Below are 12,130 nucleotides of genomic sequence, written 5' to 3'. Positions count from 1 at the left end.
CTCCTTACCCATTCAATTTATGGGTGTTGTTAAATACTTTAAATAAGGAATTCATCATCTGATCCTTTTCTTGTTCAGTCAACCCTTCTGTCATAAGGTCAATAAGAATAGTAATTTCTGCTCGTACTTTTGGTATGACTTCTCTCGCCTTAGCAGTCAAATATAATTGGTAAGCGCGGCTATCATCCTCACTCGGTAATCGCTCTATATACCCAGACTCCATAAGCTTTGTAATCATGCGAGCAGACATGGCTTTGTCATTGCCGATATTATGGCTGATTTCATTTTGGGATATTCCTTCCTGCTTTTCCAGCACGAATAGATAACGAAAAGCACCGCTGCTAAGTTCATATTTTTTCAATACTTTGTCGAGGTAAGCCTGTGAGTATCTGAATATTTTATTGTTCATCATAAGCAGATTCATCTGACTTATATCCATTATGAGTACCTCCTTGGTTGACTAATCAACTATATTATAGAAACATTTGGTTGATTAGTCAACGTTATCATCGTAGAAAATATCTGGATTTCTCGTTATAAATTATGCATTATGACTAGGAGCAAATCCTTTTATCATCATGGTGGACCATTCAGCAGTGTAAGGAAGAATTCGTTCATATATATATGGATTACTAATTCCTTCTACAAGTGCTTGAAAGTACAGTATTAGAAATTCATCCGAATATCTTAAATCAACCTTACCTTCTTTACGACCTCGATGGAATAGGTCAAGCATGATACCAAAGCTTTCTTTGGTGTATTGTTCTAATATGGTAGATAAGCCATTATTATCTTTTTTTGTTACAAAGGCCATTAAATCCATATAAAATTGTTTGCTAATTTTTCTTTGATGATTGATTTTATTCTCAGTCATAGCAATAATGGTTTCTTCGAAAGGTCTGTTTTCACGCATGATTGCATAGGCAGATTCCATCATCTCAGCTAAATAATATTGATACACTTCTTGAATCAAATTATCCTTACTGCCAAAATACTTAAATATAGAAGTTTTACCCACCGTAGATAATTTAACAATCTCATCAATAGTTAAATTATCTACGCCGGATTCGTTATTCATCAATTGAAAGGTTGCATCTAAAACCAGTTTTTTCTTTTCCTGTGTTCTTTTTTCGTATCCGCTCATTGAATTACCTTCTTTCAATATTAATATTATTAGCCATAAAAAGAACTAATAATATAAAAATAGTTCATAATCTTCGTTATTTTATTATATAGCAGTAGTTTTGAATTATCAAGAGCATAATAGTTTAAAAAAATTAAATATCAGTATTGACGAATGGATTAAAATGATATAAGATGAACCAATAAATGAACTTTGGTTTAAAACTATACGAATTGTAAAATAAAGTGAACTTTATATTAAAGAATAGTTCATAATATAAAAATCTAAAGTTGGGTTTTAAACTGGAAAGCACGTTATAAAACTATTTCAAATTATTCTAAGAAGGAGTTTTATTATGAAAGAAGAAATTGTAAAAGTGCAAGGATTGCAAAAAAAATTCGGTAAGTTCAAAGCATTACATGATGTAACATTCACTGTGAACGCCGGAGAGGTTGTAGGATTCATAGGACCAAATGGCGCAGGTAAATCAACTACAATTCGAACTTTACTGGGTATTATTAATCGTGATGGCGGTGAAGCCAAGATATTTGGCAAGGATGTATGGAAGGATAGTCTTGAGATACATAAGAGGATATCATATGTACCGGGAGATATATCTTTATGGGGAGGCTTAACCGGAGGGGAAATCATTGATTTATTTATAAAACTGCATGGTGGCGGAGATAAGAGTAAACGTGACTATTTGATTCAACGCTTTGAACTGGACCCAAAGAAAAAAGCTAAGGGCTATTCAAAAGGAAATCGCCAGAAAGTAGGATTGATCGCGGCGTTATCCGTTGATTCTGATTTGTATATCTTTGATGAACCGACATCAGGACTTGATCCTTTGATGGAAGCGGTATTCCAGGAGGAAGTAGAAAAGATTAAGAAAGCCGGAAAGGCGATTTTATTATCCTCTCATATACTAAGTGAGGTTGAGAGATTAGCAGATAAGGTGGCAATCATACGAGCGGGAAAGGTTGTTGAAACCGGGACCTTAGATGAATTGCGTCACCTTACCCGTTCAACAGTAACTGTTGTAACAAAAGGCAATGTAGAGGAGATGGCATCCGTTAACGGTGTTCATGATTTTAAACAAAAAGGGCATCAGGCTACTTTTTCAGCGGACAACAATTACATCAGTGATATCTTAACCAAAGCTACCCAGTTAGGTGTTACAAAGTTTGAAGCTGTTCCACCAACGTTAGAAGACTTATTTATGCGTCATTATGAAGTCTAAGGTCGATTGGAGGAAATTAAAATGAACGAAAAATTTGCTCGTTGGTTTGTACTATTTGTGCAGTACCTAAAACGTGATTGGAAAAAAATATTAATCTGGGTAGCAGGACTAGGGCTGTTTTCCGGTGCGTATGTACCTGCCTTTGAAGAAATGACGAAGGGTCAGGGTTTGGTCGGTATGTTTGAAACACTCCAAAATCCGGCTATGATTTCAATGGTAGGTCCTTCTCCTGTAAAGTCTGGTGTTGATTATACACTTGGAGCGATGTATTCAAATGAGATGCTGTTATTCTGCGGATTATTTGCAATGATACTGGCTGCATTACATGTGGTAGGCCACACACGCAAGGAGGAAGATCATGGCCTTACTGAGTTAGTGCGTTCCTTCCAGGTAGGACGTCAGGCTAATTCACTTGCAGTTATAACTGAAGTCATACTGATCAATGTATTATTAGCTGTTGTTATTGGTTTCATCATGATTAGCTTTAGAGCTGATACAATTAATGCAGAAGGATCCTTTTTGTTCGGTGCTTCCATCGGATTGGCCGGTATACTAGGTGGTGTGATTGCATTAATTATGGCACAGATTATGTCGACTTCCTCAGGTGCAACCGGTTCCTCGCTTGGCATCGTAGGATTGCTTTATATTCTTCGAGCAGGTACGGATGTATCGAATGTTGATTTATCCATGGTAAATCCTATGGGTTGGACTTATCTAACCTATCCTTTTACGAATAACAATTGGATTCCGTTGCTCTATGGAATTATATTCAGTATCCTTGCTGTTGTCATTGCATTTGCCCTAGAAGGTGGCCGTGATATGGGTAGAGGTTACTTGCCTGAGAGAGAAGGCCGTGGAACTGCAAAGAAATCTTTATTATCCGTTCCGGGATTCTTTTTCAAGATTAACAAAGGTGTTATAATTAGTTGGTTAGTCGCTTTTGTGATATTGGGTGCAGCTTATGGATCAATATATGGAAATATGCAGACTTTTCTTAACGGCAATGAGATGATGAAAAAGATGTTTACTATGGCCGGAGTTTCCATCGAAGAATCATTTACAGGTACAATTATGATGGTAATGATTGCACTGGTATCCATATTACCAATTGCTATCGTAAATAAGCTATTTGCCGAAGAAGCACGTTTGCATATGAGTCAGCTATTTGCTACAAAAGTAACCCGCGCTAAGATTTATTGGGTCAGCATAATCTTGGCGGTTGTTGCCGGAGTGGTTGGTATTTTGCTCGCTGCAGTCAGTCTGGGTGGCACTGCGATTTCTGCAATGGGTGGTAGCTCCTCTATGGAGATAGGCACATTCATAACCTCAGGCTACAACTTCCTACCATCTGTTTTATTCTTTATTGGGCTTGCCGCGTTGGCTTTGGGGTGGGCGCCGAAGTTAGGTAAAGTGATATATGCGTATTTGGGATATTCCTTTGCACTGAACTACTTTGGAGGTATCCTAGATTTGCCGGATTGGTTTTCAAAAACAGCAGTGCAAAGCTGGGTTCCACATATGCCGGTGGATAAGTTCGATGGAGTAATTTTCTTTACGATGTTAGTAATTAGTTTTGTTATGATGTTTCTTGGTTATATTGGATATCGTTCAAGGGATATGTTAGAAGGAGCATAATACTAGTAGATAATAAAGCAGCTTTATAAAATAGTAATGTTACTCGAAGAATAAACAGAAGACTTGTAGAATGCTTTAATAAGCGGGGGGGGCTAGTTCTAGCCTCCTCCATTTTGATCCTCTAAGTTAAAACCATAAAGTATCATATTTTTCTTGTTTTATATTCTAGAATGATATCTTGTCTTCTATAATAATATGAGGTTAATAATTTTAGAGGAGAAAATTTTGAAGAAATGGATATCATGTATGCTAACGGTAATTTTGGTTTCCTCTCTGTTTACATCACAGACGTTTCTGAACCAGAATAACACACTGTCAGCACAGGCTGCCGGAATTTCAATTCAGGCCAAATTGACAACTTTGGAGGTCGGATCAACAACAACGCTTGCAGTCATAGGCACAAAGAAGAAAGTGACCTGGTCATCAAGTAACAAAAAGTATGTGGAAGTAGATACTAAAGGTAAAGCCAAAGCAATAGCAATCGGAAAAGCCACAATTACCGCGAAAGTAAACGGCAAAAAGTTAAAGAAAAACATTATTGTGGTTGAGCAGACGAAAATCAGTGATTCATCGATAATTTTGAATATGGATAAGAAAAATTTTATAAGAATAAAAGGTAAGAAAACAGGCCTTGTAACGAAAGCCTCTTGGAGTACACAGGATAAGAATATTGCAACAGTCGATGCCTCCGGAACGATCACTGCTCATAAAGCAGGGAGTACAATAATCACTGCCTCCATCCATGGAAAAAAATATATCTGTAAGGTGACAGTGAATGAAAAGATAGCTTTAGATTACACCAGCATAAAACTTATTCAGGGGGAAAGTAAGGCGTTAAAATTTAAAGGGGTAAAATATCGTGCTGTTTGGAGTTCAAGTAATCCAAAGATAGCTTATGTATCTATAGACGGTAGGATTACTGCGATAAATAAGGGTCAAGCTATAATTACGGGTAGAGTGGATGGTATAGACTATAAATGTGAAGTAACGGTAAGTGAGATGAGAGGCATTACACAAGGTGGATTTTTTACCTTTGTGGGAGATAGAACTACAAAATTACCACTTCCTACCGGAAGTACGGGTTCTTTCATATGGTCATCTTCCAATAAAACTGCTATTGATGTTAATGAAAAGGGTGTTCTAAGCGTTAAGGCCTCTGGTAATTCAGTCATCACCGCAGCGGATGGAACCAATCTCTATAAATACTTGGTATCAGCAATTAATAATAAGAATCCTTATTTAAATACGAAACTATTTAAAGCAAAGGAAGTTATATTTAATCAGGTTCATTTTGTAGTACCCACCGAATGGAAGGTTGAGCAAACGAAAAGCGGGGATTACACTTTGATTCCAAACAGCGCTTCTAATAAAAAGATTAGTAGTAATATTGAAATAACAATCACGAATCAAAAGAATTGCTCTTCTGATTATTATACTGCAAAGAAGAAGTTCATGGGTAATGTGGAAGAGTCTTTGTTTCGAAAAAAATTAGGTTCTTTTTTATCTAGTTTTACACAGAGAGATTCACTTTACAGCTTTGGTTATGCTCTAAAAACAGTCTTGAACGTGAAACGCCAGGACGAAAAATTAACAGCAACTTGTTATTCATTTGCTTTGGATCATTATGAGGTCTTAATTGTAAGTGGTGATAGTGGGGATGTTGCGAACTTTCAAAAAATAAGTGATTATATCGTAAATTCTATTTATATCCGTTAGATACTTTTAATCATATAAAGAATAGGATATCTGTTACAAACTGTGATTAAAGTTTATTACTAGGAATTATGTTTCACTGGATTACGAATATAGAGCAATGAAGTTCCTTGCCTAATTTTAGTGGGTAAGGAACTTCTGTTTTTCGTCAGTAAAACTAATAAGATATATTGGTTTATATAAAAATAATTATATTTATATAAAATTTATAATTTATCCATAAATTCTCCATATATTTTAGATTGACATATGAGGAAAATTTTGTTATTATTTCCGTAATAAAACATAGTAAACATATAGACATAGTCTATAATGATTTGCTGATATTAAATTATAAGGAGGTAGTTTATGAAGAACAGGTTGATTTCCGGAATTTTATTTATTGTATTGGGGGTACTTATAGCATTTGGCCCAATTACAATAATTCCAGTGTGCGGGGTACATACAATGATTAATAGCGAGGATGCTTGTAAAACATCTGATATGAAAATGGATGACACAAAAACAGATGATACAAAAGTGGATGCATCGAAAGATAGTGGTGCGAACGCTTCTATGGATATGGGGTCTAATATGGTTATGACGTGTCACTGGACAGCAAGAGCAGAACTTGGAATTGGAATCCTAGTAGTGATTCTAGGTTTTCTATTAATTGCATTGCAATCACCGCAGATAAGAATTGGAATACATATCTCACTGGCATTTATCGGATTATTAGCACTATTGATACCAAATGTGTTGATCGGTGTATGCAAACATACACATTCACAATGCCGCTCGCTCACCTTGCCGGCGTTATCAATATTAGGTAGTGTGGTTTTCGTAACGGCAATCATTAATATAATTTATCTATATAAATCTCAGAATAAAGGAAAGGCAATCGTATGAAGCAGGCACCATTAACTACAGGACGACTCGCTATCTATAATTTGAAAAGAAAATACTTTCGAAGTATATGTCTTGGTGTCGTTGTCGGCATTCTTGCATTTATATTGTTTGGAGGCTCCATTCTTACCGTAAGTTTGAAAAATGGAATGAGCAGTACGGAGAAAAGGTTTGGTGCCGACCTGATGGTGGTACCAAAGGGATATGAAGCAAAGACCAAGGGGGTTCTTTTGCAAGGAGAGCCAAGTTATTTTTATTTTAACCAATCCGTGCTACAGGAAGTAAAAAAGGTTAAGGGGGTAGAAAAAGTGTCATCCCAGTTTTTTCTTACTTCTCTTTCAAAGGAATGCTGTACTAGTGCAGTTCAACTAGTCGGATTTGATCCGACCTCGGATTTTACCATTCAACCATGGATATCACATACTTTTAAGAAAAAGCCTAAGGATGGTGAACTGATTATAGGAAGTGATATAGAACCAGAAAAGAATAATGCATTAAAGTTTTACAATCACAAATATCCGATTGCGGCACGCCTTGAGAAAACATCAACGGGTTTGGATTCCACCGTTTTTATGAATATGAATACGATGAAGCAACTATTTTCACAAGCCAAAGAAGCCGGAATGCAGTTTCTTGATGAGCAACAACCGGGTAAATCCATATCAACAGTACTTGTTAAAATAGACAAGAATGCGGATGTGGATGTGGTTGCAAAAAGTATTCGTACCACCATTCCGAATGTACAGGTAATCGTGCCACAGAAGATGCTATCTAGCCTTTCTGGTAGTTTGGATACGTTGGTTGTCTATATACAAATATTCTCGGTTGCATTATGGGTAATAACGGTTTTTATCTTATTAATTATATTCTCCGTAACAATTAATGAACGTAAAAAGGAGTTTGCTGTATTTCGGGTATTAGGAGCAACAAGGAAGAAATTAATCGGAATCCTTTTAACGGAATCAATTCTAATCAGTATTGCGGGCGCTGTTACGGGCACAGGGTTAGCTTCCCTTTGTATCTTTCCGTTCAGTACTTATATCGGAGATAAGCTGAAACTACCATATCTACAACCACATAACAATGTGATTCTCACAATCCTTGTATTCAGCTTGGTGCTATCAATCGTAATCGGTCCGCTGACCTCCATATACTCTGCTGTAAAGATCAGCAGGGCGGAAACCTATATAACGATGCGGGAGGGGGAATAAGATGCTTCTTAATATTAAAGGTTTAACAAAGGAATATAAAAGAGGGGCCTCTTCATTTAAGGCTGTAGATCATGCAGATCTTTCAGTATCCTCCGGTGAATTTGTCAGTATAATCGGAAAATCCGGTAGTGGTAAAAGTACATTATTAAACATGATTGCTGGTCTGATAACACCAACCTTTGGTACTGTTGAAGTAGAAGGGCAAGATATTCAGTTTAAAAATGATAAAGCAATATCCCTATATCGTAATTCAAAAATCGGATATATTCCTCAAGGATATAGTGCGCTTTCAAATCTTTCGGTACTTGATAATGTTGCACTTCCATATTATTTCTTTAAAAGGGAGAAAAGAGCGACAGATAAGGCTTTTGATTTGTTGGAGAAGGTAGGCATATCACATTTGGCGCAATCATTCCCAAAACAATTATCCGGAGGAGAACTACGAAGAGTCTCGATAGCTCGAGCCTTAATAAATGATCCATCAATATTAATCGCAGATGAACCTACTGGAGATTTGGATGTACAATCGACGGCTGATATTATGCAGCTGTTTCGTCAGATCGCAAAAAATAACACAGCAATACTCATGGTGACCCATGAACTAGATACGGTACAATATGGCAATTCCGTATATGTGATGGATTCCGGGTTGCTAACGCAAGGTGATAGTAAGGTATATACTACCAACTAATATGATAGATAATATCAATCATACATTTTGAAAAATCTTTAAAATTAATTATAAAGTAATTGGAAGACTGATTGAACGGTTTAAAACCAGTCAATAGTGAGCCAATAGCAAAAATCCTTTACCTGGGATCTTTTTGTTATTGGCTCTTTTTGTGTTACAACAATGCAAAGGAGCACCTAAATGAGAAAAATACCTTATAGTATGGCAACACAACATCCCGATAATGCGGATAAATACATTAGAATCCAGAATGAACCTGACGAAGCGATTCTTGCTCTGACTACGCAGGAGAGGGAGACCAATATATTGGCGTATAAACAGACAAACGAACAGGCAATCTTTGAAATAATCGTGCCCATGATTGAATCCGGTCATGAACTGGTTCAATTGCAGGATAGAATCAATTCGGTAATTGAGCTTGGGAATAAAAACTATGACATTCAATTTCCATTAAACAGTATGCGCATCTTACCTCTTGTGGAAAGTGTTCCGGCACTGGTTGGGGTGGATGTGATATAATTCATTTTTATCCTTTTTTTCAAATCTCTGGTTTTTTAATATACTTTTTATTAATGAAACAAAAGTTATAATTAGAAATAAAAGTGTAATAGTGTTTACTCTTTGCATTACTAGGTTAATGTTTGAACTATCAACTCGTTTAAAGTTTAAATAGCATACTGTTATAAATGTTGTTATTTCAACAACATCAGCAATTACAATTAAGGTTTTAGTAGTGTATTCTCTGTTTTTTACATCTATATATAAATTTTGAATCGTCAACAGTAAATTAGACAACTTTTTTAAGGTTATCCAGCTTGTACTGATATGGTGTTTTGTAATCAAGTGATGAATGAATCCTGTGATTATTAAACCAGTTCACATAATCAGCTAGTTTGTAATTAAGCTCTTCTAAAGTATTAAAAGTCTCTCCGTTTACAAACTCAGTTTTTATAATTTTGAAGGTGGCTTCAGCCACAGCATTATCATAAGGGCAGCCCTTCATGCTAAGAGAACGGGCTATGCTGAAAGTGCTCAAGGTATCATCAATCAATTGATTTTTAAACTCATTTCCTCTATCAGTATGGAAAATTTGGATCTGTTTTAAATTGGTTTTTACATTTGCAAATGCCCTATGCACCAAGATGGCATCTTTCCTACGACCAGCACTATATCCTATGATTTCTCGGTTGAACAGGTCAATTAGTACACAGATATAGTTCCAGCTCATGCCTACACGGACATAAGTCAAGTCACTTACTACTATATTATATATTGGCTGATTGCTGAATTTACGGTCAACTAAGTTAGCCACCTTAGATTCATTACATTTATCATGGTGTGGCTTAAACTGCACTACAGTATATTTAGATACCAAGCCTTCCTGTTTCATAATCCTACCGATACGTCGTCTTGAAATTTGGTAGCCTCGTTTCTTTAGCTCAACCTTGATTTTTCGAGTCCCATAGTTATTCCGGCTACCTTTAAATATATCAACTATTTCAGAGGTTAGTGTACTCTCATCGGCTTTTTGCTTTGATTCATAATAGTAAGTGCTTTTAGCTATTTGCAGGACTTTGCACAGTGCTGATACCGAATATTTGTGAAGATTATTCTTAATCACATTTATTTTCGTCCCATGATCAGCGCTGCTTGTTTTAAAATATCGTTCTCCATTTCTAATTGTGCAACGCGTTTACGGAGAGCTATGAGTTCATTTTCCTCAGGTGACCGGTTGTCTATCTCCTTAAAGGAGCAAGATGTCTCAGATTGATGTATCCATTTGTCTAGCAGAGATGCCGCAAGGTCATATTCTTTGAGGATATCACATTTTCTTTTGCCGCTGTGATATAACTGAACCATTTGAGTTTTAAACTCAGGGGTAAATGTGCGGCGAGATCTAGGTTCTTTGTTATTGGACATAAGGGCACTTCCTTTCATTATTAAGTAAATCATACATGCCCTTAAAAAAACTGTCCAGTTTATTGTAGCCTATTCAATTTATTAAAAATGTAATTATGAATAAAGTTATTATGACAATTCCAGTGTGAAAATCGATTTGTTTTGTTTTATTGTCAATTATCCAAAATAATATCAATGCAACTACAATCAAAATTAAGGACAAATTCTCTAGTATCTTTTCTGCTTTTTTCATTTTCCCTCCACTAATATGAGCTTCTTTAGAATGACAAAGTTTGTACAATTAAATATATGGTAATATTATACATCTGTAGTTCGTCTAAAATCAATATTTATATATACGATTTATCTTCTATGCCCACATCACCGTCACTTGTGCCGCCGAAGCGTTCCATATATTGCTTTAGGAATTCTTGAGCGTTCTTATAAATCAAGCTAACATGGAGGCCGTAGAAGTTCTAGTAAACTAGAACATCTTTTCAAAAGTCCATTCCCAAAATTGTTCTTAGCAACTAGATAGGACAATTGATGTAGGATTTATTTGACATTTTTGTCTGTTAGGGATATCCTTAATAGCAAAAAGTAAGGAAGTGTATAACATGTCATTTGAGAAAGTAAAAAAGTACTTTGATCAAGTAGGAATGGGAAGTAGGATCAAAGTAATGGAACAGTCTACAGCCACGGTTGAACAGGCCGCGAATGCAATTGGTTGTGCACCGGAAAAGATCGCCAAGACCATGTCCTTTTTACTAGGGGAGGAGGCAATCTTGGTAGTGACCGCCGGTGATGCAAGAGTGGATAATAAAAAGTTTAAAACTACTTTTGGGCAAAAAGCAAAAATGATACCTGGCGAGCTTGTTGAAAGCTATATCGGTCATAAACCGGGAGGGGTTTGCCCATTTGCAATCAATTCTAATGTAAAAGTATATTTAGACGTATCATTAAATCGTTTCGAGGTTATATATCCGGCAGCAGGAAGCAGCCAGAGTGCGGTAGAGTTATCACTAGATGAGTTGGAACATCATTCTGCATCGAAGGATTGGGTAGATGTATGTAATGTGCTAGTTACGGAATAAAGATCATAAGGAGAGATTGATATGCTGTTAGATATCTTAAAGGCTAGAAGAAGTATACGAAAATATCAGGATAAAAAAATAGAGCAGGAGAAAATTGAGCTTCTATTAAAAGCTGCGTTGTTAGCCCCATCCTCAAGATCAATCAGACCTTGGCATTTCATCGCGGTTACTGACACGAAACTATTACAGGAATTATCCCTGTGTAGAAATCCCGGACCCCGTTTTATAGAGGGAGCACCTCTTGCAATAGTAGTGATTGCGGATAGGGAAGAGAGTGATGTATGGGTTGAGGATGCTTCCATTGCATCAACCTTAATTCAATTAACTGCACAAGACATTGGGTTGGGTTCATGCTGGATTCAGGTTAGAAATCGCGTTTATTCAGAATTAGAGAGTACCGAAAGCTATATCAAGAGATTACTTGCGATTCCGGAGCAATTCAGCGTTGAAAATATTATAGCAATTGGCTATCCTGCTGAGGATAAGAAGCCTTATGATGAAGATTCCCTTCTATATCAAAAATTACACAATAATAAATTCTAGGAATATTTACTGTAATGTTTGTAGAGTAAAGACATATATAAGTTTTAGTAAAAAGTATTGGTATAAATAATTATTAAAAAACTTGATACTAGAAAA

General features: G+C 36.2%; 13 protein-coding genes. 9 read left to right on the top strand and 4 right to left on the bottom strand.

The window, feature by feature from the left end; genetic code table 11:
- Positions 1-4: 4 nt before the first annotated feature.
- Positions 5-439 (bottom strand): MarR family winged helix-turn-helix transcriptional regulator, encoded by a 435-nt coding sequence (locus tag AC6IWN_RS09830; RefSeq protein WP_497987235.1) that lies wholly within the window; start codon positions 437-439, stop codon positions 5-7.
- Positions 440-541: 102 nt separating this feature from the next.
- Positions 542-1,144, bottom strand: coding sequence for a TetR/AcrR family transcriptional regulator (locus AC6IWN_RS09825; RefSeq protein WP_497987234.1), 603 nt, complete (start codon positions 1,142-1,144; stop codon positions 542-544).
- 334 nt (positions 1,145-1,478) lie between these two features.
- Between AC6IWN_RS09825 and AC6IWN_RS09820 the strand changes: the two genes are divergently transcribed.
- The 7 genes from AC6IWN_RS09820 to AC6IWN_RS09790 all read left to right on the top strand — a co-directional run bounded on the left by AC6IWN_RS09820 (position 1,479) and on the right by AC6IWN_RS09790 (position 9,017).
- Positions 1,479-2,363 carry an ABC transporter ATP-binding protein gene (locus AC6IWN_RS09820; RefSeq protein ID WP_497987233.1) on the top strand — a complete coding sequence of 295 codons (885 nt, stop codon included), beginning with the start codon at positions 1,479-1,481 and terminating at the stop codon, positions 2,361-2,363.
- A gap of 21 nt (positions 2,364-2,384) precedes the next feature.
- Positions 2,385-3,998: an ABC transporter permease gene (locus AC6IWN_RS09815; protein WP_497987232.1), complete on the top strand. Its 1,614-nt coding sequence runs from the start codon at positions 2,385-2,387 to the stop codon at positions 3,996-3,998.
- Between the two features lie 225 nt (positions 3,999-4,223).
- A complete protein-coding gene (locus tag AC6IWN_RS09810) occupies positions 4,224-5,714 on the top strand; it encodes an Ig-like domain-containing protein (protein ID WP_497987231.1) in 1,491 nt (496 codons plus the stop codon).
- A 345-nt stretch (positions 5,715-6,059) separates the two neighbouring features.
- Complete coding sequence (locus tag AC6IWN_RS09805) at positions 6,060-6,599, top strand: DUF4418 family protein (protein WP_497987230.1); 540 nt, start codon at positions 6,060-6,062, stop codon at positions 6,597-6,599.
- A complete protein-coding gene (locus tag AC6IWN_RS09800; RefSeq protein WP_497987229.1) occupies positions 6,596-7,807 on the top strand; it encodes an ABC transporter permease in 1,212 nt (403 codons plus the stop codon). Before AC6IWN_RS09805 ends, AC6IWN_RS09800 begins: the two co-directional genes overlap by 4 nt.
- Before the next feature lies 1 nt (position 7,808).
- On the top strand, positions 7,809-8,498 hold the full coding sequence (locus tag AC6IWN_RS09795) for an ABC transporter ATP-binding protein (protein WP_497987228.1): 690 nt from the start codon (positions 7,809-7,811) through the stop codon (positions 8,496-8,498).
- Positions 8,499-8,678: 180 nt separating this feature from the next.
- Positions 8,679-9,017 (top strand): phosphoenolpyruvate carboxylase, encoded by a 339-nt coding sequence (locus AC6IWN_RS09790; RefSeq protein WP_497987227.1) that lies wholly within the window; start codon positions 8,679-8,681, stop codon positions 9,015-9,017.
- Between the two features lie 268 nt (positions 9,018-9,285).
- On the opposite strand, the gene AC6IWN_RS09785 is transcribed toward AC6IWN_RS09790, so the two are convergent.
- Together AC6IWN_RS09785 and AC6IWN_RS09780 are read right to left on the bottom strand one after the other, a co-directional pair.
- A protein-coding gene (locus AC6IWN_RS09785) for an IS3 family transposase (RefSeq protein ID WP_497987226.1) occupies positions 9,286-10,418 on the bottom strand; the annotation gives its coding sequence in 2 pieces (ribosomal slippage) (positions 9,286-10,151 and positions 10,151-10,418; 1,134 coding nt in all).
- Between the two features lie 73 nt (positions 10,419-10,491).
- Complete coding sequence (locus tag AC6IWN_RS09780) at positions 10,492-10,650, bottom strand: hypothetical protein (RefSeq protein WP_497987225.1); 159 nt, start codon at positions 10,648-10,650, stop codon at positions 10,492-10,494.
- A 364-nt stretch (positions 10,651-11,014) separates the two neighbouring features.
- Between AC6IWN_RS09780 and AC6IWN_RS09775 the strand changes: the two genes are divergently transcribed.
- Entirely contained in the window at positions 11,015-11,491 is a 477-nt protein-coding gene (locus AC6IWN_RS09775; protein WP_497987224.1) for a YbaK/EbsC family protein, read from the top strand.
- A 21-nt stretch (positions 11,492-11,512) separates the two neighbouring features.
- The gene (locus AC6IWN_RS09770; RefSeq protein WP_497987222.1) at positions 11,513-12,034 is read left to right on the top strand and encodes a nitroreductase family protein; all 522 of its coding nucleotides are present in this window, start codon (positions 11,513-11,515) and stop codon (positions 12,032-12,034) included.
- Positions 12,035-12,130: the final 96 nt, after the last annotated feature.

The sequence above is a fragment of the Variimorphobacter sp. HTMS_6 genome (genome assembly GCF_059717775.1).
This window is presented reverse-complemented; position numbering and strand designations above follow the sequence as displayed.